The following is a 22,393-nucleotide window of genomic DNA, read 5'->3' as shown; positions in this document are numbered from 1 at the left end:
ATTTTATCCACAATACAAAAAAGTTAACGCGTACGCAAAAACTATTGTAATCTGTTAAGATTGGTTACTTAGTCACGTAGCTTACACAATTTAAAGACCTCGCTTCGGCGGGGTTTTTTTCGTTTAAAGGTCGCTTAGGCGGCTTTTTTTATGCCCTCAATTCGGTTGTGAGGACACCTACAGCGATAAGGGGTTTATCAATGTCCGAGCCGGTATCAGCTACTGCGGCTTCAACGGCGCTCGCCACGGTGGGTCTGTTCGGCTGGTTCACTGGGCTGGATTACGGTGTAGTCTTCGGTGCCTTTGCTGGCGCAGTCTTCTATGTCACATCCGCCGCTGACCTGTCCGCATGGCGTCGTATTTCTTATTTTGGCGTGTCATTCATGTGCGGCCTGCTGGGTGCCGGAGTAGCTGGCGCTAAACTGGCCGCTTGGCTCAGCTACCCTGATAAACCATTGGACGCCCTGGGCGCGGTGATTATCTCCGCACTGGCAGTGCAGCTGCTTACGTTCGCCAGTAACCGGGCAAAGAACCCAACGTCACTGATTGATCGGTGGAGGGGGCAAAATGGAAATAAATAACCCGCTGGTAATCATGAACGTGGTGGTGTGCACGCTAGTTGTGATCCGGCTGAGCTTCTTTCGTAAAAACGGTGCCACGCACCGCCGCTGGGCATCATGGCTTGCCTACCTGCTTATCCTAATTTATGGGCATGTTCCGCTGCGTTTCCTGTTTGATCATTACGATGGGACGCGCTGGGCAATCTTCTTATTGAATATCGTGATCTGTATTGCAGTATTTGCAGTGCGGGGAAATGTCGCAAAACTCATTAGTGCGCTGAGACATTAACAATGAATGAAAAAACCTTTCAAAAGGCGGCTGGTATAAGCGCCGAGCTTGCTGCACGCTGGTTTCCGCACGTCTATGCAGCCATGAACGAGTTTGGCATTACGACGCCAGCGCGACAGGCAGCATTCATTGCGCAGATCGGTACTGAATCTGGTGGATTTATAACCCTCTCAGAGTCATTCAATTATTCAATTGCAGGGCTCTCTACCTTTGGTGGCCGCCTCACTGCATCACAGCGCGAACAACTCGGCCGCCGTAATGGCGAAAGTGCACTGCCTATAGAGCGCCAGCGCGCCATAGCTAATCTGGTTTACGGTGGCCGCTATGGTAATAAGGCTGCAGGTGATGGTTATAAATTCCGTGGTCGCGGGCTTAAGCAAATCACCTTCCTGGATAATTATCTGGCATGCGGCCGCGCGCTCGGCATTGATTTGATCACTAATCCCGATCTGCTGCTGCAAGATGAATATGCAGCACGTTCGGCGGGCTGGTTCTGGAAGGCAAACAACTGCAACAGCTTTGCCGATTCCGGTGATTTTCTCGGCCTCACCCAACGTATTAACGGTGGCACAAACGGATTAGCAGACCGCAAAGCCCGGCTGGTTATCGCAACCAAAGCGCTGGCGGCGGTATGATTAACAAAGTGGCGGTAATTTCCGCAATCGTTGGGGTAACCCTCTTATCGCTTCTGGTTTGGGCCGCGCTGCATTATCACGGCAAATCTGTCGTCCTGGCGGGCGAGATAACCACGCTGACCAAACAGAAGAACGAAGCCGAATTCATCACCAAATCACAGGCGCTGAGTGTCGGCATATTCAATCTCATTGCCGGAGCCACGCTCAATGACCAGAAAAAGAATGAAGCTGCAAGTCAGAACAGGCAGCTCATCATTAAAACGGTTCTTCAGAAAGAGTCGTGCGCTGTGGTTAATATTCCTTCTGCCGCTTCTGACAGCCTGTACTCACACTACAACGCAATACGTTCAGGTTCCGGTAACGCCGATACCAGCAAGTCTTCTACAGCAGTGCCGACCATCACCCCCGCCAAGTGACCCGATCACATACGGCGCTAGCGTGCTGTGGAATGAGTTGCTGCTGACCGACCTGCAGAACTGTAATAGCCAGATAGATGGCATTCGAAGAGTTGAAGCCAAACGTTAAGTGAGGAAGCATGAAACATATTCAGTTAGCGAAATTGTATAAGCAAGGCCAGTTCTTTGGTTACGGGCTAGCCGTTGATGGCGAACTGCTCAACCAGCAGGAAAGCACGACCATCAGCACCAACCCTAACGAGCTTCCAAAGATTAATGCTCAGTTCTACCTCAAAGAGCAGCAGGCTGAAAACCCTATCATTATCCATCTGGATTGACCTATGGGTAAGCTTAAGACACTACGGCCAAGAGTGCAGACAATGGACGTGCGCATCGTCAAGCCTATGGTGATCGCTGATAACCGAATGACTGGCTATAAGTTGCAGCAGCGACGTATGCGCCTTTGGCGCCACAATCCATGCTGTGTGAAGTGTGGGCGCGTGACCGAGTACCCTCATGGATTTGAGCTGGACCACATTGTGCCACTCTATCTGGGTGGTGAAGATGCTGACGGCAACTGCCAGATTTTGTGCAACGGACCTGAAGGGTGCCACGGCAAGAAGACGCGAGACGACATGAATCAATTGAAATGATATTAGTTCTCGTTTGTATCTATTCATTGTTGGATTAGGTGATATTGATTCTCATTTGCATCGTCAGGGGTGGGGGGTATCAAAAAGTTTCCGGTGCCCTTGCCTACGAAACCTCGCCCCCTCTCACGCGCAGAAAAAATCCCATTTGGAGGGTATTAACATGTTAACAGCCCAGAAGCGAAAGTTCGCTCTGGCGCTGATGTCCGGCAGGTCTAAAAAAGATGCAGCCATTGAAGCAGGATATTCTGAGAACTCCGCACGCTCCAAGGGTTCGCAGCTTTCAAAGGACGCGGAGGTCATCGCATTTATTGAGCGTAAAAAGAATGAAAAAGTAGAAGTAGATGACGTTCCTGAATATCGCCGAAATGTTAATACCCCAACGGTAAACATCCCCGCTGAACGCCCGACCAGTGAGAGTGCAAAAGCGGATGATTATGACGACCCGCTGGAGTTCCTGAAATCAATCATGAACGACCCGCAAAAAGAGATAGAAGTGAGAAAAGATGCTGCTAAGGCCATGTTGCCTTATGTTCATCCGAAAAAAGGTGAGGGCGGGAAGAAGGTTGCCCAAAACGCCGCAGCGAAAGTCGCGGCCAGTAAATTCGGGGCAATGGCCGCGCCAAAGCTCGTTGTGAATAACAAGGGGTAAAAATATGGTGAGCTGGGCGACGGCATGTCTCGACTGGGAAAAACGGCTGGTCAATCGCCAATCCATCATCCCCGAACCTATTTTTAAAGAAACTGCTGCACATGCACTCTCTATATTTAAAGAATTGCGCGTTTCTGACTTACCAGGCAAACCCACCTTTGGTGAGTGTGCAGACCAGTTCGTATTCGATTTCGTGAATGCTATTTTCGGCGGATATGACGCCGAGACGGGTAAGCAGCTGATCCGTGAATACGGGCTGCTTATTTCAAAAAAGAACACGAAATCTACCATTGCAGCGGGAATTATGCTCACGGCGCTGATAATTTGCTGGCGAGAAGATGAGGAGCACTTAATCCTCGCACCCACCAAGGAAGTCGCCGACAACAGCTTTAAACCGGCTGCAGGCATGATCCGCGCTGACGAAGAATTAATGGATATGTTCCAGATTCAGGACCATATCAGGACCATTACCCACCGAGTGACGCGCAATACCTTAAAAGTGGTCGCCGCCGATACGGATACTGTGTCGGGTAAAAAAGCGGGCCGCGTACTCGTGGACGAGCTTTGGTTATTCGGTAAGCGGCAAAAAGCCGAAGCCATGTTTATGGAAGCGCTGGGCGGTCAGGTATCACGCGATGAGGGATGGGTAATTTACCTCACCACGCAAAGTGATGAGCCGCCGGCAGGCATCTTCAAACAAAAGCTTCAATACTGGCGAGACGTGCGTGACGGTAAAATTCACGACCCGAAAACGCTGGGTATTCTTTACGAATTCCCCGAGCAGATGATTAAAGATAAAGGTTATCTGCAAGCCAAAAATTTCTACATAACGAATCCCAACCTTGGTCGCTCTGTCAGCAATGAGTGGCTTGAGGATCAGTTGAGAAAGAACTTGCCCAAAATAGACGGGGCGCTGCAGCAGTTTCTGGCTAAACACCTAAATATCGAAATCGGTATGAACTTGCGCAGCGATCGCTGGGCAGGCGTTGATTATTGGGAAGGGCAGGCCGTTCAAAATGTCAGTTTGGAGGACATTATCCGCCGTGCCGAAGTGATAACCGTCGGCATTGACGGTGGCGGCCTTGATGACCTATTGGGGCTGGCCATTGTCGGTCGTGAAAAAGACACGCGAAAGTGGTTGGCCTGGACGCACGCCTGGGCGCATGAGTCTGTGCTTGAGCGGCGTAAGAGCGAAGCCTCAAAGCTTAATGACTTTGCAGCTGCCGGCAATCTGACGCTGGTGCAATACATCGGCCAGGACACTGAAGAAATTGCAGAGATTGTGTGCATGATAAAAGATGCTGAGTTGCTGGATAAAATCGGTATTGACCCCTCGGGAATTGGCGCGATCCTTGACGAGTTGGTGGCCGCCGACATTGACCAGGAGAAAGTGGTCGGCATCAGTCAGGGATGGCGTTTGGGTGGTGCTATAAAAACCACGGAAAGGAAGCTCGCAGAAGGGGGGCTTGTTCACGGTGGGCAGGCAATGATGAACTGGTGCGTAGGCAATGCCAGGGTCGAACCTCGGGGAAATGCCATATTGATCACCAAGCAGGTCAGCGGTGCCGGGAAGATTGATCCGCTGATGGCGCTTTTTAACGCCGTGTCACTTATGGCGCTCAATCCGGAATCGACCAAAAAAGATTATCAAATTCATTTTATTTAGGCGTCCTGGTAATCAGTGACTCCTTTGAATAAAAGCTTCACCCATGTACCCGCCTCGGCGGGTTTTTTCGTTTCAGGAGGTCAGTAAATGGCAAAGCAACGTGCTTATAGCCTCATGACGATAAAGGCCGTTGATGAGGACAAGCGGGTCATAACCGGCATTGCCTCGACGCCTTCACCCGATCGTTACGGTGACGTCATGGAGCCAGACGGGGCCAAGTTTAACGCAGAGACGCCGTTTCTCTGGCAGCACGACAGCAATCAGCCGATTGGCACCTGCACCCCCAAGCGGGTAAAGAACGGGTTGGAGATTGTCGCAACACTGGTCAAGCCCACGGCGGATATGCCGTCACAGCTAGCAGCACGACTTGACGAAGCCTGGGCGTCGATTAAATCAGGCCTTGTTCGCGGCTTATCCATTGGCTTTAAGCCTTTGGAGTATTCCTTTCTCGACGATGCCGGCATTCGCTTTCTGACCTGGGACCTGCTTGAGGTTTCAGCAGTCACTATTCCGGCTAACGCTGAGTGTTCAATTCAAACCATTAAATCATACGATCTGCGACCTCAAACCGCGTCAGGTATAGAGAAGCCGGTTGTAAAAACACCATCCCCCGCTGGCGCTACAGCAAAAAAAACACCTCAAACTCAAGGAAAAACCATGAATATCGCAGAGCAGATTAAAAGCTTTGAAGCAAAACGCGCGGCGCTGGCAGCGGCATTAGATACTGTGATGTCCAAAGCGGCAGAAGATGGTCGAACGCTAGACGCTGAAGAAGAAGAACAGTACGACCTGAATTCTTCTGAAATCAAATCTGTAGACGTGCATCTGGGCCGCTTGCATGAAATGGAAAATAACCAGGCAAAATCAGCCAAGCCTGTTACTAAGGCTGCAGGTGGAGAAGTTCCAGTTATTGGAAGTCGCGCGCCTGGCATCATTCACGTCGAACAAAAGCTGGAGAAAGGGATCGCCTTTGCGCGGTTCGCGAAATCCCTTGCCGCTGCTAATGGCAGTCGTTCAGAGGCTTTAGAAATCGCGCGTAAACAATATCCCAATGACGCCAAACTTCACCATGTGCTGAAAGCCGCGGTAGGTGCGGGCACCACAACCGATCCGAAGTGGGCGGGAAGTCTGGTGGAGTATCAGGAGTATGCCAACGACTTTATCGAATTCCTGCGACCGCAGACCATTATCGGGCGCTTTGGACAGGGCAATATTCCTTCCCTGCGTCAGGTACCGTTCAACGTGCGCATTCCGGCGCAGACGTCCGGCGGCTCGGCGAACTGGGTTGGGCAGGGAAAGGCCAAGCCACTAACCAAGTTTGATTTCGAATCTGTCACGTTCGGCTTTTCCAAGGTGGCAGCAATTGCGGTGTTGACCGACGAGCTGATCCGTTTCTCAAATCCTGCAGCTGATGCACTGGTTCGTAATGCGCTGGCCGAGGCCGTGATTGCCCGTCTGGATACGGACTTTGTTAATCCGGCTAAGGCGGCAGTAGCCGATGTTTCTCCGGCATCAATTACCAATGGCATTGTCGGCGTTGCATCGACAGGGGACCCAGATACGGATGCAGCAGCGGCATTCCAGCAGTTTGTTGATAATGATCTGCAACCAACAGGTGCCGTTTGGCTGATGTCTGCATCAACGGCGCTGGCTCTTTCGATGAGAAAGAACGCGCTTGGACAGAAAGAATACCCGGATATGACCTTGCTCGGCGGTACGTTCCAGGGGTTACCCGCAGTGGTTTCTCAATATGTGGGCAACATTCTCGTGCTGGTAAACGCCTCGGATATCTATCTTGCCGATGATGGAGGCGTTGCGGTCGATATGTCTCGCGAAGCATCGCTGGAAATGCTCAGCGATCCGGTAGGTAACAGTGGCACAGGGGTTGGCGCAACTGAAATGGTCTCAATGTTCCAGACCAACAGCGTGGCTATCCGTGCCGAACGCTGGATTAACTGGAAGCGTCGCCGCACGGCGGCCGTTGCGGTCATTACTGCGGTTGCCTATACGACCAGCTCAGGCACAACCACAACCACTGCGCCAGCGGGCGAATAATACCCTGTAAAACGTGAGGGGCTTCGGCCCCTCTTTTTGGGATCGAGCGTGATATGAAAGAAATTAAATATCTTAAAAAAACCCACGACTCCCACGTAGGCCGGGTCAGAACTTTGTCAGCGCGAGACGCCGAAATATTGGTGATTCTTGGTTATGCGGAATATCACCGACCTAGGCGAGCACGCGCCAGAGGCAGTAATAAAAAGGGCAACGGCAATGCGTAACTGGTTTCGTCGAAAAGAAAAAGCCATGCAACCTCCTTCATCTGGGAGCGGCTGGGTCTCGATAATTCGCGAGGCTTTTACCGGGGCCTGGCAAAAGAATATTGAGGTAAAGCAAGATGTGGTCCTTGCCTCACATGCCGTGTTCTCGTCGATAGGCCTGATTGCGGGCGATATTGGCAAGATGCCCGTGCTGCTCAAGGGGAAAAACTCCGACGGCACCTGGCAGGATATCGAAAAAAAGACCGTCTCCAGCCTGCTTTTAAAGCCAAACTTTATTCAGACGCGCATTCAGTTTTATGAAAACTGGATGGTGTCAAAACTGACTAATGGCAATACCTACGTTCTGAAAATCAGGAATGCAGCCGGGGATATTGAACAGTTAAGAATTCTCGACCCCAGCCGAGTGCAGCCCCTCATTTCTGATGATGGTGCAATATTTTACCAACTGATGGCTGATAACGTGGCCGGGCTGCTGGAGCCCGTCACGGTACCGGCGCGAGAAATTATCCACGACCGTTTTAATTGTCTCTTTCATCCCCTCGTGGGGCTTTCTCCCATCTTCGCCTGCGGCGTGTCGGCGATGCACGGGCATTATATTCAAAACAGCAATGCCAACTTTTTTAAGAACGGTGGAAAACCGGCAGGCGTCATAACGGTGCCCGGCTCATTAAGTGTTGATAAAGCGAGAGAGCTAAAGCAGGGCTGGGAGGCGGGCTATGCCGGAGAGAATGCAGGACGTACAGCCGTTCTTTCCGACGGTGCCGGATATGTGCCCCTTGCCATGAGTGCAACCGACTCTCAGGTTGTCGAGCAACTCAAGCTCACTGCTGAAATAGTCTGTTCCACCTTTCATGTCCCGCTCTATAAGGTAGGGCTGGGCAGTGCCCCAACGTACAACAATATTGAAGCGCTGGATCAGCAGTACTACTCCCAGTGTTTGCAGACACACATCGAGTCAATAGAACTTCTTCTCGATGAGGGCCTCGACCTAGACAGTAAGGTAGGCGTCGAGTTTGACCTTAACGTTTTGCTTCGAATGGATACCGGCGCCCGCTACAAATCGCACAGCGATGGGATCAGTGGTGGCTGGCTTGCACCGAATGAGGCCCGTAAAAAAGAGAATCTTCCGCCGGTTACCGGTGGCGGATCGCCGCTCATTCAGCAGCAAAATTATAGCCTTGCAGCACTGGCCAAGCGCGATGCTAAAGACGACCCGTTTAAGACGGGCAGCAGTACGCCGGCGGCAGTCCCCGAAATACAAAATGAACCCGTGAAGCCAGAAGACAATTCGGGCCGTAAGGCCCTGTCTGAAACAGAAGCCTTTATTCTGAAGAGCATGCTTAAAGGAATAATAAACCCATGAACGAGCGTGAATTATCCCTTATAAAACATATGGGTGAGGTCTTTTTCTCGCATATTTCTGACATTAATATTCAGTTCAATAAAGCCTTGCAGGAGCATATGACGCTGGTGGGTGAGAAGCTGGCCAGCATGGGGGAAGAACTGCATGTTCTTGCTAAAGCGACCCCTCCGGATTTCAAAGGCATGATTGCAGCTGCTGTATCAACCTTGCCGGAGCCAGCGGCGCCAAAGCTTCCCGACATTGAAAAGATGGTGCAGGGCGCCGTATCGCGGATCGAACTGCCGGTTGCGCCGGAATTACCCGATATTGAAAAAATGGTGGCCGACGTGATTGGGCGTATTGAGTTGCCTGTTGCGCCGGAATTGCCGGATATCGAGAGGATGGTGCAGGACGCCGTGTCGCGGATCGAACTACCGGTTGCGCCGGAATTACCTGATATTGAAAAAATGGTGGCCGACGCGATTGGGCGTATTGAGTTGCCTGAATTGCCCGATATAGAAAAAATGGTAAAGGAACAGGTATCTGCTTCTGTCAGCGCATTGCCTGAGGTTCATAACGGCGCAGACGGCAAAGACGCGCTGCAACTTGAGGTTCTCCCGGGTATCAACGAGGAAAAATCATACCCTCGTGGCACCTATGCCTTGTTCAAAGGTGGTCTATGGCGTGCTTATCAGAAAACGATGGGCCTATCTGGGTGGGAATGCGTAGTTTCTGGTGTACACAGCATTGATGTCATCCAGAACGCACAACGGGAATTTAGCATCAACCTGTCCCTATCAGATGGTGTCATGGTTGAAAAAACCTTTTCCGTGCCGGTGCTTATTTACCGTGGTGTGTTTAAAAATGGTGAAGGGTATCAACCGGGCGACACCGTCACTTGGGGTGGCTCGCTCTGGCACTGTGACGATGAAACGGCGGACAAGCCTGGCGAGATTGGATCCAAAGGCTGGACGTTGGCCGCCAAACGAGGCCGAGACGGCAAGGATAAATAATGGCAACCCCAATCATGCTTGTCACGCTTCAGGAAGCTAAAGATCACCTGCGTATTGATGAAGACGACGGTGACCCTGATTTGACGCTAAAAATCCAGGGCGCCAGCGCAGCTTTACTTTCATACATTCAGGGCAGTCGCGACTTGATCGTTAACTCGGCTGGTGAACTTATTGAGGAAACGAACGAGCTTTCCCGAATGAAATCGGCGCTGCTGGTTTTGCTGGGGTATATGGACCGGAACCGAGGTGGAGAGGACGGGGAAAAACTGAGTCAGGGTAATCTTCCCTTTGCGGTCACGATGCTGATTTACGATCTGCGCCAGCCGAGTGTGGTTTAGTCAGGAGAGATGCTATGGCTTGTTCAGGATGTGAACGCCGCCGAGAGTGGCTAAAAAAGTGGAGTAAAATTGCCTATGAACGAGCAACAGGTAAGCCAGCTGCTGCAGGCGATGGCAGCACAGACAAAAGCAATGAACCGCCTGGCGGAGTCAAATGAGGCGCTTGTCACCATAATTGTTCAGACGCTGGAAGAAGAGGAAGGCATTGATACTACCTCTTTAGGTGGTAATTACCTCAGCGGTAAACCCAGGGGGTAATATGCAGGCCGGAAAACTCCGCCATCGCGTCACGCTACAAAAGCGTGTTAACCATCGCGATCCGCAGACGGGCGCCGCCATCCCTGGCTGGGAAAACGTTAAAAAAATCTGGGCCGACGTTGTGCCGCTTTCGGCACGAGAGTTTGTTGCATCCCAGGCCGTTCAAAGCGAAGTGACCACGCGCATTACCATCCGAAAACGAAGTGATGTGACGAACAAACACCGCATTCTTTTCAGGGGGCAGGTTTACAACATAGAGGGCGTGCTTCCGGATCCAGTAAGCGGGCTGGAATACCTTACGCTGCCCTGTTCAGAGGGGGCTAACGATGGCTGACGGCGTTGATTTTTCTCTTATTGGTATTGATTCCCTGCTAGGAAAGCTGGATACCATCAGTCTCGACTTGCGTAAAAAGGGGGGTAGGGCGGCGCTTCGCAGGGCGGCCAATGTTATCGTGCAGCAGGCCAAAACAAACGCTCAAAGGGTGGACGACGCCCATACCGGCCGGAGTATTGCGGATAACATTGCGTTACGGTGGAACGGAAAGATTTTCAAGCAAACGGGTGACCTGGCGTTTCGGGTAGGCGTGCTCCACGGTGCTGTTTTGAAAAACCATCCGGATAAGGCAAAAAATGCGCCCACGCCGCACTGGCGTCTGCTGGAGTTTGGTACCGAAAAAATGGCCGCCCAGCCAATTATGCGACCGGCAATCGCTTCGACGGTGGACAAGGTGGTAACCACCTTTGTGACGGAATATGAAAGGGCCATTGATCGTGCTATTTCCAGAGCGCAGAAGCGAGGTGTAAAACCATGATAGCGCCGATTTATTCTGTCTGTGCCACCTCACCCGCCGTCATGGCGATATTGGGCGGCGATGATGTCAGGCTTTATCCGTTTGGTGAGAATACCGACGACGTTATCTACCCCTACGCGGTGTGGCAAAACATTGGTGGCCTGCCTGCCATGTTCCTCGGCAATCGCCCCGACGTGGACAGCTTCTCCATTCAGATCGATGTCTATGCAGATACGCCGGTTCAGGTGCTTGCAGTGGCAAAAGCGCTACGTGACGCCATTGAGCCTCATGCGTACATCACGCGGTGGGGCAATCAGGACCGAGACCCCGATACAAAGCGCTATCACTACTCTTTCGACGTTGACTGGATAGTGAAGCGTTAGAACACCGAAACTTTAACCCGCCGGCCATGAGCCGGTTTTTTTATGCCCGGAGAAAGCCCATGTCTGTATTAACCCAAGGCACGCAGTTTTTTGTCCTCGCCTCAGGCGTCGTCATCGAAGTTGAATGCATCACCTCCTTTACCCCTGGCGGCAACCCCGCCGACCAGATTGAAGATACTTGCCTGAGCGAGCGTAACAGCCGCACTTATAAGAAGGGGCTCCGCACACCAGCGTCAGCCTCTGTAACGCTCAATGCCGATCCGAAAAATGCCAGCCATCTTAAATTACATAACCTGGCTGAGTTGGACGATGACACCTTACTGAGCTTTGCTGTTGGTTGGGCGGATGGCGAGTCTTTGCCAACAGTTTCGGCGAATGGCGGTGCGGGTTCTGTGGATGGGTTGACGCTTCCAGAAGACCGAACCTGGTTTGTTTTTCAGGGTTACGTCTCAGACTTCCCGTTTGACTTCCAGGCCAACACCGTTGTCAGCACTACGGCCACGATTCAGCGTTCTGGTCCTGCAGTATGGGTACCAAAAGCGCCCGCCTAAATTTATCACCGGGGTGAATTCCCCCCGAAACTAATCTGAACTTTGGTGCAACTATGAAATTAACCGTTGAAGCTTTGCAAACTACCGGCGCATTCACGGGCCGCCCAATTGAAAAAGAAGTGGCCTGGAAGCAAGGTGACAAAGAATTTACCGCAACGGTGTTCATCCGGCCATTGGGATATCACTCGGCAAAGTCTGACATTCTGGCACATGCCGGAAAGGTCGATAATGTTGCAGGTCGCATCGCGGCATCGGTTTGTGATGAAGCGGGTCACCCTGTTTTCACGCCAGAAGATATTACCGGTGAAGCCGACCCTGAGCGCGGTGCCCTTGATGGCAATTTAACTATTGCCTTGTTGGTGGTTATTCAGGAGGTAAACAACCTGGGAAAGGAGAAGCCCTAACAGCAGAGGATGAAATCTGGTGTGAGTTGGTAATGAACGGTATTGGTGGGAGAACCATTGCTGAGGCGCAAGAACGAATGAGCGTTGCAGAATTTGAGCTCTGGCTAAAATACCGTGAAAAGTATGGTGGCCTTAATTCTATGATGCGAACGGAGTGGGCTGCAGCAGTCGTGGCCAGCACTATAGCCAACGTCAATCGCACCAAAAATTCCCCGCCTTTCAGAATTTCTGATTTTGCGCCGCACCTTCAAGAAGCCCCTGTTAGCCTCGAACAGGCAATGGAACAGTGGGTGTGATACTTCCATTTTGGCGCTCTTGTGGATAAGATTAGTCTTATTGTAAAATTCTGGGATTATATTTAATGATTTAAATAATTACAGTTCTTTTGATTTCTGCAGTCCTAGCAGGGTGTGCTGTCCCAAAGTATAACTACTTGCCAAAATCAGAGTTTGTCAGCAAGCCAGCAATCGGAAGTACCAACACTGCTTATGTCGGCGATGAACTGGTTAGGCAGGGTAATACAAGCCAATATGAAGGTATAAAAATCAAATCTCCCGCCAAGCTTGGTATTGCCTACACTATTACTCCTGGATTTTTAGCAAAGAAAGGGGATGATGAAAAGGGCGAATTTTACCTTCCTACGGGTGGTGCTGATTCAGCAAGCATAGATAAGTCATTTTTCGCTGATCCCTGGCAGGCCGTAATGGTGAAGAAGAACACACACACATTGTGTGTCGTGACCGTTTTCAACTTGTCCAGCTGTGCAGATAATATGCCCTTTGAGAAGACGGTGCTAACCATATCAAGCGATAACAGTTTTCAGCAAACATTGTTATATAACGGAAGGGTGGGAAATAAGATAAACATTGGATACAGGGAGCTGTCTAACAATATGGCTCGTCCTGCTTTTAATAATGATGTTGAGTATGATCTATCTGAGTCAAAAATTATTGGTTATAAGGGCGCTAGGATTGAAGTGATAGAAGCTTCCAATCAAAGTATAACTTATAAATTATTGAGCAATTTTAAATCATAATTATTGCTAAATTATAAAAAAGACCTCGCTTCGGCGGGGTTTTTTTATGCCCGGAGTTTATATGGCCAGCAAATCACTCGGCACTTTGACTATCGATTTAATTGCAAAAGTTGGCGGATTTGTATCAGGCATGAATCAGGCGGAAAGGTCATCTGATAAGTGGCGTAAGCAGGTCGAAAAAGATGCCGAAGCTGTAGGTGCTGCTATAGGTAAAGCCACTGTTGCTTTGGGCGCTGCCGCGATAGGGATCGGAGTGTCTGCTTTTGCAATAACTAAAAGCGTTTCCGACTCTGTAACAGAGACCGACCGCTGGGCGAAGTCGCTTGGATTAAGCACCACGGAGCTGCAAAAATGGCAGTATGCCGCCAGTAAGGCTGGAGTCGAAGGCGATAAAATTGCTGATATATTCAAAGACCTTAATGACAAGATAGGTGATGCAGTTCTCAATAAGAGTGGGGAAGCTGCGCAGGCATTGGATACGCTTGGGCTGTCGGCTAAAAAGCTTCAAAATTTATCACCTGATAAACAGTTGTTAGCGATTTCAGGCGCGATGGCAGGCATGAATACGGCCCAGAAAACGACGATTTATGAAGCTCTCGGTAATGATTTATCAAAATTAATTACCTTGCTCGATAATGGCGCTGCTGGTTTTCAGAAGTTGGCTAAACAAGCTGCTGACTCAGGTATAGCATTACCTCAAGATGATATCGATAAGATGTTGAAATTTAATTTAATCATTCAGGATATTGAGACTTCCTGGGATGGTTTTAAAAATAAAATGGCAGTGGGACTTTCACAAATTGACCTCAGTGGTCTGGTCAGTTCTTTAAACGACATTGAGAAAGTATTCACAGACCCTCAAGTACTGCAGGGTATATCTAATATAATTACCGGCCTTTCTAAAATGGTTGCACTTTTGGCCCAAGGGGCCAAATTCGCTAACGATATCGCCTATGGATGGAATAAAACTGCGCAAACAACGAACGATTCAAACCTTAATGATTTGCTGGCAAAAAGAAATGAGCTTAACGAATCCCTCGCGTACTCAGAGTCATTCCTTGGAAAAATTGATGCAGCTGCGGGGGTTGTCCGTAGTTCAAAAGAAATTCAGGCCGAAATAGCCAAGAATGAGAAATTGATATCCAACTTTAGCGAACGCCACCAACTACCGACGGGTTTAGCGACGCTAAGTGGAAATTCAGACTACAAGTTAGCCCCAGGTGAAAGCAACCAAAAAACACATGCTAAAAAAGATACAGCTGGTATAAAGTTAGAGAATTCATTCAAAGCCACGGAGATGGCTTATCAGCGTCAAATTGCTTTAATTGACACTACCGGTAAAAAAACCGTAATAGTTACTGAGCAACAGAAACTCGCCTTTGATTTTGCTGATGGTAAGTTAGCTGGCCTTAATGACAAGCAAAAACAGAGATTAGAATTACTCGCAAAAGAAGTAGACCGTTTAAATTTTGTTAAGAAAGCCAATGAGGATAATATCAAGGTGGCTGAATTTGTCGCCAATCTTCAAAAAGAAAACTCAAACGCTAAGCAAACACTGGATATAGATATCATAGGGGCTTCTCAGGGGGAAAATACAAGAAGCCGAATGAAGGAGTTGTTGGGTATCCAAAAGGATTATTTGGATAAACAAGCTGACTTGCAGAAGCAGTTTGATAGCGGTGATATTGATAAAGATATTTATGACAGAAAAACGCAGGCGCTAAGCGATTCTTTAGAAGAGCGGCTTGAGCTTCAGAAAAAGCATTATAAGGATGTAGACGACCTTCAAAATAATGGGACCGCTGGGTTTATGTCTGGCTTGCAGACTCAGATTGAGGCATCAGCCAATCTCTATGCCAATATGCAGCAGGTGGGAAGTCAGGCCTTTAGTAGCCTTACAGACATGATCATCGAGTGGGCAGAAACCGGCAAAATGAATGTTAAAGATTTTGCCGCTACTTTCCTGCAGTCAATGGGTGCCGCTCTTTTACAGTATGCCGCTGCACAAGTTGCGATGGCTGCTCTTCAAGCTTTTTCAGGAATGATTGGCGTACCTTATGTGGGTCCTGCGATTGCACCAGCTGCAGCAACTGCCGCAGCGGCAGGCGCCGGAGTGCTGATGCTCGGCGTTAGTTCGGCGCTGAAAGGTCAGGCGCACGACGGTATCGACTCTGTTCCGGAAACCGGCACTTGGTTGTTGCAGAAAGGTGAGCGTGTTACGACGGCTCAAACAAGTGCAAAACTTGATGCCACTCTTGACCGCGTTAGCACTCAGTCTGCTCCGAGCATGCCGACTCAAATAAATATCCCAATGACAGTAAATGGTGATCTTGATGCCAGGACTCTTCGTGCGCTGAAAGAAACTCAGAAATCTGCTGTTAACGAAGCGCTTCAAAAAGCCGGGTATCAAATTGCCACTGGAACTGGACATGTCGGCAAAGCAGTTGGCATGGGTTGGAATACCAAAAGGAAGACAGGTTAATGGCTAAAACCTCGAATATAAATTATCCAGCTGACTATCTACCCACGCCGCTGCAAGATGGTTTCGGATTAACCCCAATAAGTCCACTTTTACGAACGCAGTTCACTTCAGGCCGCGCCCGGCAGCGACGCCTTTATAAATCGACGCCAACGCAGGCAGCTGTAACATGGTTATTTACTGAAGGTGAGTCACAGCTTTTTGAAGCCTGGTTCAGCGAGGGGCTAACAGACGGTGTTTCCTGGTTCAATATGCCATTAAGAACGCCGCTTGGTCTCGGTGACTACGTTTGCCGGTTTACAGATATCTATGATGGGCCGGTACTCGTGGGGGGGAAATATTGGCAGTTCACGGCCACTCTTGAACTATGGGAAAGGCCTGTTCTTCCGCCTGGTTCTACTGAGTTTCCTGACTACATTGTCAATGCAGATATCATTGATATTGCAGCCAATAGGGAGTGGCCACAGTCATGACAACCTCAACGATTCTTAACCGAATCTATGCATCAAGCGGTAAAGAAGTGCTTATTCAGACTCTTGAAATCAATGTTGGTGATACGACTTATCGGCTTGCAAATGGTTGGGATGACATCACGGCAAGGTTGGAAGATGGGACTATGCATGAATTTACGGCTTCGGGATGTGATATTGCGCTACCCGCAAGAAACGCCGACGGTACGCAAGATCTGAAATTCGCCATTGGGAATATTGATGGTGTAGTTTCGACTGCAATCCGAAAATCTCTCGATAACCTTGAGAATGCCTCGCTGACTTATCGTTGTTACCTTGATAAGGATTTAACGGCCCCGGCAAAACCTCCTTTTACACTGAACATAAAATCGGGCTATTGGACTGCACCAGAAGTGCAGATCACTGCAGGCTACATGAACATTCTTGATACAGCCTGGCCGCGTCACCGTTACACCCTCCCTGAGTACCCTGGTCTGCGTTATATGCAATAAGGAACAATTATGTTCAACCCTGATAAATACCTTTCGGTCACTTGGCTGAAGGGCGGCAGATCATATCCTGAATTGGACTGTTATGGAGTCATTACGGAAATAAGGCGTGATTTGGGTCTTCCCGCCTGGCCTGATTTTGCCGGTGTCACCAAAGATGGAGACGGGCTGGATAAAGAGGCACGCGGATTTATGCAGGATTTGACCGCCTGCACACCCCATGAGGGCGCTGGCGTAGCCTGTTATGCAGGAAGTCTGGTCACACATGTTGGCATTGTGGTGCTGTTGAATGGCGAGCTTTTTGTTGCCGAGTGCAATCCTAAATCGAATGTGACCTTTCTCCCACTCGTTCGATTTCAGCGACGTTTTATTAAGGTGGAGTTCTGGCAATGACGGTTAAAATATTTCCTTCACATCTGCCTGGTGAGCCGCTGGAAGTGCATGAACACGGCGCGATGACTCTGCATGAGTGGTTTAGTAAAAATGTAGCGGGATATGAACAGGATATCCGTCAGCCAGTTATTGCAGAGGTAAACGGGAAAAGGATATCGGGTAATGAGTGGCCACTTTGCTTTCTTAAGCCAGACAGTCAGATAAAAATTTATCCTACACCCTACGGCACTGGTCTTGAATTTGCAGCATGGGCAGCTATCGCCGTTGCCGTCGCCTCGGCAGCATATTCTATATATATGATGAGCACGCTAGATACGGGAGGCGGGACTGCATCAGGCAGTGATGCTCTGAGTCTTAATCCGGCGCAGGCCAATACTGCCAAACTTGGTGATCCCATTCGTGAGGTCTTTGGGCGCTATAGAATTTTCCCCGACTATATCGTTCAGCCAGTCTCTCGTTTCGTAGACAAGACGTCCTATGAAACAAAAATGTTTCTGTGTTTAGGCCGTGGCCAATTTTCTCTAACGAACGGTGACATAAAAGTTGGATCAACGCCGATTTCATCTTTCGGTAATGATTTCAGTTACACCGTTTATCCTCCTGGCGCTGACGTGTCGAGTGACGAACGTTCTGAGAATTGGTTTAACAGTACAGAAGTGGGCAGTACGTCTGGCGGCGGCACGGGTTTGGATATGGGAACTTCTTCACCTGACGAAGATACTGTTTCAGCCGACGCGGCAACATTCTCGGGTACGTTTGTATCTTTAATTGCTGCGACGATGGGTGATAATGAAACAAGCGATCTTCCGAAAAATTGGGCGGAAGGCACAATCTTAACCATTATTGCCCCTGATACTTTCACAGTTGGAACCACGGGATTGTTTAGCCTGATTTCAGGAGGGAGTCTTTCTGAGCTACAGGCTTTCGTTGGCATGCCCGTGACGCTGAATTACAACGGTTCGGACTATGATTTGTACATTGCCAGCTATAGCCCTGCTGTGGAACCTATTCCCGGTGTGGGTGGAAGTGCAGCAATGATCAAAGCCAGTGCTGCACCATCAACTTATGACTTCTCGGTGAACACAGAGACGTTCACATTAGTATGGGATGGCGCGACTTATTCCGTTTCTCTTCTGGCCAATTACGCCAACATGAGCAGCCTGGTCGATTCAGTGAATACCCAACTGTCAAATTCTGGACTGGTGGCCGTTGATAACTCTGGTCGGCTATCGATTATAGAGGCATCAAGTCCATATATTGGAGGTTCGCTTAACAGCAGTGCGCTGCCGTCTTCCGTTTTTGGCGCATCACCAGAATATATCAGCGGAACAGCATCAAGCGGGGGAGCAGCTGGGATCAAGACAAGCATTACCCTTGCTTACGATTCAGCAACTGGCACGCCATTCAGCGGTCTCCCAGTGGGTTCTGAAAGACTAGCGATTGGTCTGCAAGATAACCAGTACCGCATAACTTCCACGGACGCGTTGACCATCACCGTTTCCAGATTAAACAGCGGTGTGGTGGATGATACGTGGCAGGGGTTCAACACGCGTACTGTGCTGGACTTTGTTGTATCGGGTATCAACGACGATGAGAAATGGCTAGGCCCTTTTCTTGCCTGCCCTGAGAACGAAATAACCGACATGTTTGAGGTGGATTTTTCGTTTCCTAACGGTGTGTGTGGCTTCGACAGTAAAGGAAATAAACGTATACGTCACGTTGAATGGGAAATTCAGTGGCGTAACTATGCCGAGGGTAATGGGTGGAAAAGCCGCAAGGGAATCTATGCGGAACAAAATCCAAACGGCATGGGGTTCAATGAAAATTTCCAGTTGGATACCCCCGGGCTGGTGGAGGTGCGTTGTCGTCGCCGTAACGATCAGGGAAGCAATAATGCCCGTGACAGCATGTACTGGAAAACGCTCCGCTCGCGTCTTCAGGCTCGGCCTAAATCCTATGCGGGTGTGACAACCATCGGGATTACGTTCGTCACGGGCAGCAAGGTTGCCGCGCAGTCAGACAGACGTATCAATATGGTTGTCACGCGTAATTATGACAATGGCGGTGATCGAACTATCAGCGGCGCGATTTATCATATCCTTACTTCGCTGGGGTTCAAGTCGAGAGAAATTGACAGGGAGGCGATGGATGCACTCGAAATAAAATACTGGACGCCGCGCGGTGAGACGTTTGACTTTTCAGCGGACAGCGATGATAAATCGGCGCTTGAAACGGCACAGATGATTACCAATGCTGGAATGAGCTATTTCCTTCTTTCGGATGGTTTGGCTTCGGCCGGGCGTGAGGGAGTTAAAAACTGGACGGGTATCATCAGTCCACAAGAGACGACAGAGTATCTTCAAACAGCGTTTTCTGCACCGTCTCAGGATGATTACGGTGGTGTAGACGTGACTTATATCGATGGCACAACCTGGGCATCAGAAACTGTGCAATGCCGTACGCCGGAAAATCCAACACCTTCAAAGATTGAAGCATATACCCTCTACGGCGTCACAGACCGTAACCGTGCTTACCGTATCGGGATGCGCCGGCTAATGAAATATCGACAGCAACGCCTTACCTTCACAACCACGACGGAAATGGATGCGCTTTGCTATAACTATGGCGACAGACTGGTGCTCACTGACGATATTCCGGGGCATAACACAATCAGCAGTTTGATCATTGAAGCTGCTAGGGAAGGCAATAATATTCGATTGGTCAGCGGCGAGCCGCTCGACTGGTCCTTTGCTAACCCGCGTTGCCTCATCCGTTTTCAGGACGGTAGCGCCTCACCCCTCCTGACGCCGACAAAAGTGGACGAATACACTCTGTTTCTCCCACTTACCGATACGCTTAATTTTGACAGTTGGGAAATGGAAGATGCATCGATTGAGCCGCCTCGTCTTATTTTTTGCTCCTCAGAACGCCAGGGCTATGACGCGTTGATGACAGAAATTACGCCTTCATCGGACGGAACCTGTGAGGTGACCGCCAGAGAGTACAAGGCGAGTTTTTACGATTATGACGATGCCATTTATCCCGGCGATGTCGCCTGAATACATAACCCGCTTCGGCGGGTTTTTCTTTTTATGAGGCCAGCATGACCACATATAACACCAGAAATCCTATAGGCTCTGGAGCCGCTAAAGATTTTTTCGACAATGCTCAAAATCTCGATTACCTGGCTAACAGTCAAAGCCTTAATGAATATCCAGACCGTTTCGGTGTCCCACGGGCCACTATCAATGGTATGCAGGTCAAGTTCTCTGCGCAGATGGTCAGCCAGGCGCTGCAGTTCAACACCCAAATTACGCAGCAAGCGGCAAAGTTTGACACACAAATCAAACAAGAGGATAGAGACTGGCGTATTCAGAACGAGTCTCAGCGTCTGGCCGCCGCCGGCGCGCTTCAGCAGCAGGCCTTAAATTATTACTCGATGATCCAAGCTTCGGGATATCAGGTGGCGGGCACTTACGCCGCCGGTCTCGTCATTTCTGATTTCAACAAAGTGGTTGTCGTTGAAGGCGTGGTGTATAAGCCCATGCCAACCACGCCAATACCTTATGTGTTAACGGGCGTGCCGGCGACGGACTTACCCAAGTTTTACGCCATTGGCGACGGCCAACTTAAAACGCAAATGGCGCAAAATACTGGCCTGAGTCTACTGGGTCACTTTACGGGCGGGAACGCTGCCCAGGCTCTAACCTATGTGACACCTGAGCTGTTTGGCGCAGGTAAAACGGGAGATGATACGGGGGCGATTCAGAACGCCATTGATTTTGCGATAGCCAACAAAATTTCTACCGTGGTGGGGTGTAATGCCTACAACATCAGCGACTCGCTGCTCATTGCTGGCGCGGGAGTACAGGGTGTAACCGTCCGGCTGATGCAGCTAAAGGTCATGGATTCCTTTATTTCACCCAAGGATGCCGACGGAAATGTAGAAGAAATTGGGCTGTGGAACGCCCCTCCAACCGTGCGCATTGGTGACAACGCATCCAACATGGCCAACGTTAATCTTCACATTGATTACCTGGACGGCAACAACCGTGCAGACGGGGTCGCTAACTTTGGCTTTGGCTACGCGCTCTCTCACATTCATGTCGGCTATGCGGTCAACTGTGTGCGAGTTATCGCCTCGGGACAGCATTTGTGGCCGAATGCCTCCATTAAGTTCACCGGTTATTACTGGGTGAATAACTGGATTGGCATGATCGCAGAGAATGGCTTATCGACGGGCACCTCACCGATTGTTGAGGGCTGGAAGATTGAGGTGTGCTTTATGGCCGCCAACCGTTACGGCGGTATATGGATGCGTAAATCCGGCCATTACGCTCAAATCCGGGGAGACCTTGATTTTAACGGCCGCTGGCTGTCAGTAGGTCGCCTGTCGGCAGAGACCAATCTTGGCACGATGGACGGCCTCAAGGGTCTGCGCATTACCAATGGCACCACGCAGTCTGAATTCCTGTTCCGTTACACGTTTCAGGGCCGTATCTATGTGGTGCTGGCCGAAGGGAGAAACGTCTCCATTGGTGAGAGCAGCGGCAGCAGCTATAAGGCCGGTGACGTCCTGACCTGCACCACGATGCCTGCAGTAAGTCTCACGCTCGATGGCGTCAGCGTCTGTGCAGATAATCCTTCTGGCACAAACTTCTTTGACATCCTTCATGACTTTGACGGCCAGCCTTTTTCTGCGATGACTATTGATTGCGGTTACCTTTCGACGGTTATCGGCAGCATGTTGCACACCAATGACATTCGATTCCATAACTCGTTTAACCGTATTTCAAGCTCCACGAATGGCCTTGCTGTCGGTAACTCGGGCGAGGTGATGTCGCTGCATAATCTGGCGCATTCCGATGACCCGTTTTTCAACCTGAGCAGTAAGTGGGTCAACTTCGACCGCAAATTTTACATGAAGGAGCGTAAATACACCGGCAGCGAGGTCCTGGCGACAGTGGCGAGCAGCGACAGCGCCTACCTTGACGTGTTGGCCGTTCATGACCTGGGCACGGACAAGACCGCCGACGAGGGCAGCAAGTATCGCATAGAGATTGAGTCAAACTATCAAGGCTGCGGCGCATCCTTTGATATCTGGCTCAAGGGGGAAGGGAATGTCTCAGTGACCAAGCGCACTATGCTCAACCGCGCGTTTAAATTCCGCTGGGTAGAGATACTGGGTTCCGATGGGGTGACGCCGGTAGGCATCATGCTCCAGCTTCGCCAGCAGGCGCAGCCGAGTATCAATTTTTTAATTAACATCGTGAGGGCAAACTGATGGCAGAACCGAGAATTTTATATGACTCAGAGGACAC

The 22,393-nt window shown here is 50.0% G+C and carries 27 protein-coding genes; all 27 read left to right on the top strand.

Annotated features, from left to right (window positions below; genetic code table 11):
- Positions 1 to 200: 200 nt before the first annotated feature.
- The 27 genes from BS639_RS18005 to BS639_RS17880 all read left to right on the top strand — a co-directional run bounded on the left by BS639_RS18005 (position 201) and on the right by BS639_RS17880 (position 22,356).
- Positions 201 to 581 carry a phage holin family protein gene (locus BS639_RS18005; RefSeq protein ID WP_084983896.1) on the top strand — a complete coding sequence of 127 codons (381 nt, stop codon included), beginning with the start codon at positions 201 to 203 and terminating at the stop codon, positions 579 to 581.
- Positions 568 to 849 carry a phage holin family protein gene (locus BS639_RS18000; protein ID WP_084983894.1) on the top strand — a complete coding sequence of 94 codons (282 nt, stop codon included), beginning with the start codon at positions 568 to 570 and terminating at the stop codon, positions 847 to 849. The genes BS639_RS18005 and BS639_RS18000 overlap by 14 nt, the downstream gene beginning before the upstream one ends.
- A gap of 2 nt (positions 850 to 851) precedes the next feature.
- On the top strand, positions 852 to 1,484 hold the full coding sequence (locus BS639_RS17995) for a glycoside hydrolase family 19 protein (RefSeq protein WP_084983893.1): 633 nt from the start codon (positions 852 to 854) through the stop codon (positions 1,482 to 1,484).
- Positions 1,481 to 1,900, top strand: coding sequence for a hypothetical protein (locus BS639_RS24935; protein WP_158086940.1), 420 nt, complete (start codon positions 1,481 to 1,483; stop codon positions 1,898 to 1,900). Before BS639_RS17995 ends, BS639_RS24935 begins: the two co-directional genes overlap by 4 nt.
- Positions 1,797 to 2,009: an Rz1-like lysis system protein LysC gene (lysC, locus tag BS639_RS25360; RefSeq protein ID WP_456153889.1), complete on the top strand. Its 213-nt coding sequence runs from the start codon at positions 1,797 to 1,799 to the stop codon at positions 2,007 to 2,009. Before BS639_RS24935 ends, lysC begins: the two co-directional genes overlap by 104 nt.
- Positions 2,010 to 2,019: 10 nt before the next feature.
- Complete coding sequence (locus tag BS639_RS17985; protein WP_084983889.1) at positions 2,020 to 2,217, top strand: hypothetical protein; 198 nt, start codon at positions 2,020 to 2,022, stop codon at positions 2,215 to 2,217.
- Between the two features lie 3 nt (positions 2,218 to 2,220).
- On the top strand, positions 2,221 to 2,532 hold the full coding sequence (locus tag BS639_RS17980; protein ID WP_084983888.1) for an HNH endonuclease: 312 nt from the start codon (positions 2,221 to 2,223) through the stop codon (positions 2,530 to 2,532).
- Between the two features lie 160 nt (positions 2,533 to 2,692).
- Positions 2,693 to 3,181, top strand: a complete 489-nt coding sequence (locus tag BS639_RS17975) for a terminase small subunit (RefSeq protein WP_084983886.1) — start codon at positions 2,693 to 2,695, stop codon at positions 3,179 to 3,181.
- A 4-nt stretch (positions 3,182 to 3,185) separates the two neighbouring features.
- Positions 3,186 to 4,847 carry a terminase large subunit gene (locus tag BS639_RS17970; protein WP_084983885.1) on the top strand — a complete coding sequence of 554 codons (1,662 nt, stop codon included), beginning with the start codon at positions 3,186 to 3,188 and terminating at the stop codon, positions 4,845 to 4,847.
- Positions 4,848 to 4,934: 87 nt separating this feature from the next.
- Positions 4,935 to 6,902, top strand: a complete 1,968-nt coding sequence (locus BS639_RS17965) for a phage major capsid protein (protein ID WP_084983883.1) — start codon at positions 4,935 to 4,937, stop codon at positions 6,900 to 6,902.
- A gap of 216 nt (positions 6,903 to 7,118) precedes the next feature.
- Positions 7,119 to 8,489, top strand: a complete 1,371-nt coding sequence (locus BS639_RS17960) for a phage portal protein (RefSeq protein WP_084983881.1) — start codon at positions 7,119 to 7,121, stop codon at positions 8,487 to 8,489.
- Positions 8,486 to 9,481 carry a hypothetical protein gene (locus BS639_RS17955; RefSeq protein WP_084983879.1) on the top strand — a complete coding sequence of 332 codons (996 nt, stop codon included), beginning with the start codon at positions 8,486 to 8,488 and terminating at the stop codon, positions 9,479 to 9,481. The genes BS639_RS17960 and BS639_RS17955 overlap by 4 nt, the downstream gene beginning before the upstream one ends.
- Positions 9,481 to 9,819, top strand: coding sequence for a head-tail connector protein (locus BS639_RS17950; protein WP_084983878.1), 339 nt, complete (start codon positions 9,481 to 9,483; stop codon positions 9,817 to 9,819). Before BS639_RS17955 ends, BS639_RS17950 begins: the two co-directional genes overlap by 1 nt.
- A 75-nt stretch (positions 9,820 to 9,894) precedes the next feature.
- Positions 9,895 to 10,077, top strand: coding sequence for a hypothetical protein (locus tag BS639_RS17945; protein WP_084983876.1), 183 nt, complete (start codon positions 9,895 to 9,897; stop codon positions 10,075 to 10,077).
- A gap of 1 nt (position 10,078) precedes the next feature.
- Entirely contained in the window at positions 10,079 to 10,411 is a 333-nt protein-coding gene (locus BS639_RS17940) for a phage head closure protein (protein ID WP_084983874.1), read from the top strand.
- A complete protein-coding gene (locus BS639_RS17935) occupies positions 10,404 to 10,889 on the top strand; it encodes an HK97-gp10 family putative phage morphogenesis protein (RefSeq protein ID WP_084983873.1) in 486 nt (161 codons plus the stop codon). Before BS639_RS17940 ends, BS639_RS17935 begins: the two co-directional genes overlap by 8 nt.
- Entirely contained in the window at positions 10,886 to 11,251 is a 366-nt protein-coding gene (locus BS639_RS17930) for a DUF3168 domain-containing protein (RefSeq protein WP_084983872.1), read from the top strand. Before BS639_RS17935 ends, BS639_RS17930 begins: the two co-directional genes overlap by 4 nt.
- Before the next feature lie 59 nt (positions 11,252 to 11,310).
- Complete coding sequence (locus BS639_RS17925) at positions 11,311 to 11,802, top strand: phage tail tube protein (RefSeq protein WP_084983870.1); 492 nt, start codon at positions 11,311 to 11,313, stop codon at positions 11,800 to 11,802.
- 53 nt (positions 11,803 to 11,855) lie between these two features.
- On the top strand, positions 11,856 to 12,206 hold the full coding sequence (locus BS639_RS17920; protein ID WP_084983868.1) for a phage tail assembly chaperone family protein, TAC: 351 nt from the start codon (positions 11,856 to 11,858) through the stop codon (positions 12,204 to 12,206).
- 32 nt (positions 12,207 to 12,238) lie between these two features.
- Positions 12,239 to 12,502, top strand: a complete 264-nt coding sequence (locus BS639_RS17915; protein ID WP_084983867.1) for a phage tail assembly protein T — start codon at positions 12,239 to 12,241, stop codon at positions 12,500 to 12,502.
- A 137-nt stretch (positions 12,503 to 12,639) separates the two neighbouring features.
- Complete coding sequence (locus BS639_RS17910) at positions 12,640 to 13,242, top strand: hypothetical protein (protein WP_233427705.1); 603 nt, start codon at positions 12,640 to 12,642, stop codon at positions 13,240 to 13,242.
- 61 nt (positions 13,243 to 13,303) lie between these two features.
- Complete coding sequence (locus BS639_RS17905; protein WP_084983865.1) at positions 13,304 to 15,724, top strand: phage tail tape measure protein; 2,421 nt, start codon at positions 13,304 to 13,306, stop codon at positions 15,722 to 15,724.
- Entirely contained in the window at positions 15,724 to 16,194 is a 471-nt protein-coding gene (locus BS639_RS17900; RefSeq protein ID WP_084983864.1) for a hypothetical protein, read from the top strand. Before BS639_RS17905 ends, BS639_RS17900 begins: the two co-directional genes overlap by 1 nt.
- A complete protein-coding gene (locus tag BS639_RS17895; protein WP_084983862.1) occupies positions 16,191 to 16,682 on the top strand; it encodes a DUF1833 family protein in 492 nt (163 codons plus the stop codon). The genes BS639_RS17900 and BS639_RS17895 overlap by 4 nt, the downstream gene beginning before the upstream one ends.
- Before the next feature lie 9 nt (positions 16,683 to 16,691).
- On the top strand, positions 16,692 to 17,072 hold the full coding sequence (locus BS639_RS17890; RefSeq protein WP_084983860.1) for a nitrite transporter: 381 nt from the start codon (positions 16,692 to 16,694) through the stop codon (positions 17,070 to 17,072).
- Positions 17,069 to 20,131 carry a host specificity factor TipJ family phage tail protein gene (locus tag BS639_RS17885; protein ID WP_084983859.1) on the top strand — a complete coding sequence of 1,021 codons (3,063 nt, stop codon included), beginning with the start codon at positions 17,069 to 17,071 and terminating at the stop codon, positions 20,129 to 20,131. Before BS639_RS17890 ends, BS639_RS17885 begins: the two co-directional genes overlap by 4 nt.
- Before the next feature lie 44 nt (positions 20,132 to 20,175).
- The gene (locus BS639_RS17880; protein WP_084983858.1) at positions 20,176 to 22,356 is read left to right on the top strand and encodes a hypothetical protein; all 2,181 of its coding nucleotides are present in this window, start codon (positions 20,176 to 20,178) and stop codon (positions 22,354 to 22,356) included.
- Positions 22,357 to 22,393: the final 37 nt, after the last annotated feature.

This window comes from Rouxiella silvae, assembly GCF_002093625.1.
GTDB classification, from domain to species: domain Bacteria; phylum Pseudomonadota; class Gammaproteobacteria; order Enterobacterales; family Enterobacteriaceae; genus Rouxiella; species Rouxiella silvae.
This window is presented reverse-complemented; position numbering and strand designations above follow the sequence as displayed.

Excerpts from the sequence above, each read along its gene's own strand:
- BS639_RS17965 (WP_084983883.1), top strand. The coding sequence starts at position 4,935 with ATGGCAAAGCAACGTGCTTATAGCCTCATGACGATAAAGGCCGTTGAT.
- BS639_RS17980 (WP_084983888.1), top strand. The coding sequence starts at position 2,221 with ATGGGTAAGCTTAAGACACTACGGCCAAGAGTGCAGACAATGGACGTG.
- BS639_RS18005 (WP_084983896.1), top strand. The coding sequence starts at position 201 with ATGTCCGAGCCGGTATCAGCTACTGCGGCTTCAACGGCGCTCGCCACG.
- BS639_RS17915 (WP_084983867.1), top strand. The coding sequence starts at position 12,239 with ATGAACGGTATTGGTGGGAGAACCATTGCTGAGGCGCAAGAACGAATG.
- BS639_RS17955 (WP_084983879.1), top strand. The coding sequence starts at position 8,486 with ATGAACGAGCGTGAATTATCCCTTATAAAACATATGGGTGAGGTCTTT.
- BS639_RS17900 (WP_084983864.1), top strand. The coding sequence starts at position 15,724 with ATGGCTAAAACCTCGAATATAAATTATCCAGCTGACTATCTACCCACG.
- BS639_RS17925 (WP_084983870.1), top strand. The coding sequence starts at position 11,311 with ATGTCTGTATTAACCCAAGGCACGCAGTTTTTTGTCCTCGCCTCAGGC.
- BS639_RS17950 (WP_084983878.1), top strand. The coding sequence starts at position 9,481 with ATGGCAACCCCAATCATGCTTGTCACGCTTCAGGAAGCTAAAGATCAC.
- BS639_RS17880 (WP_084983858.1), top strand. The coding sequence starts at position 20,176 with ATGACCACATATAACACCAGAAATCCTATAGGCTCTGGAGCCGCTAAA.
- BS639_RS17960 (WP_084983881.1), top strand. The coding sequence starts at position 7,119 with ATGCGTAACTGGTTTCGTCGAAAAGAAAAAGCCATGCAACCTCCTTCA.
- BS639_RS24935 (WP_158086940.1), top strand. The coding sequence starts at position 1,481 with ATGATTAACAAAGTGGCGGTAATTTCCGCAATCGTTGGGGTAACCCTC.
- BS639_RS17940 (WP_084983874.1), top strand. The coding sequence starts at position 10,079 with ATGCAGGCCGGAAAACTCCGCCATCGCGTCACGCTACAAAAGCGTGTT.
- BS639_RS17905 (WP_084983865.1), top strand. The coding sequence starts at position 13,304 with ATGGCCAGCAAATCACTCGGCACTTTGACTATCGATTTAATTGCAAAA.
- BS639_RS17935 (WP_084983873.1), top strand. The coding sequence starts at position 10,404 with ATGGCTGACGGCGTTGATTTTTCTCTTATTGGTATTGATTCCCTGCTA.
- BS639_RS17930 (WP_084983872.1), top strand. The coding sequence starts at position 10,886 with ATGATAGCGCCGATTTATTCTGTCTGTGCCACCTCACCCGCCGTCATG.
- BS639_RS17890 (WP_084983860.1), top strand. The coding sequence starts at position 16,692 with ATGTTCAACCCTGATAAATACCTTTCGGTCACTTGGCTGAAGGGCGGC.
- BS639_RS17945 (WP_084983876.1), top strand. The coding sequence starts at position 9,895 with ATGAACGAGCAACAGGTAAGCCAGCTGCTGCAGGCGATGGCAGCACAG.
- BS639_RS17985 (WP_084983889.1), top strand. The coding sequence starts at position 2,020 with ATGAAACATATTCAGTTAGCGAAATTGTATAAGCAAGGCCAGTTCTTT.
- BS639_RS17895 (WP_084983862.1), top strand. The coding sequence starts at position 16,191 with ATGACAACCTCAACGATTCTTAACCGAATCTATGCATCAAGCGGTAAA.
- BS639_RS18000 (WP_084983894.1), top strand. The coding sequence starts at position 568 with ATGGAAATAAATAACCCGCTGGTAATCATGAACGTGGTGGTGTGCACG.
- BS639_RS17975 (WP_084983886.1), top strand. The coding sequence starts at position 2,693 with ATGTTAACAGCCCAGAAGCGAAAGTTCGCTCTGGCGCTGATGTCCGGC.
- BS639_RS17920 (WP_084983868.1), top strand. The coding sequence starts at position 11,856 with ATGAAATTAACCGTTGAAGCTTTGCAAACTACCGGCGCATTCACGGGC.
- BS639_RS17885 (WP_084983859.1), top strand. The coding sequence starts at position 17,069 with ATGACGGTTAAAATATTTCCTTCACATCTGCCTGGTGAGCCGCTGGAA.
- BS639_RS17970 (WP_084983885.1), top strand. The coding sequence starts at position 3,186 with ATGGTGAGCTGGGCGACGGCATGTCTCGACTGGGAAAAACGGCTGGTC.
- BS639_RS17995 (WP_084983893.1), top strand. The coding sequence starts at position 852 with ATGAATGAAAAAACCTTTCAAAAGGCGGCTGGTATAAGCGCCGAGCTT.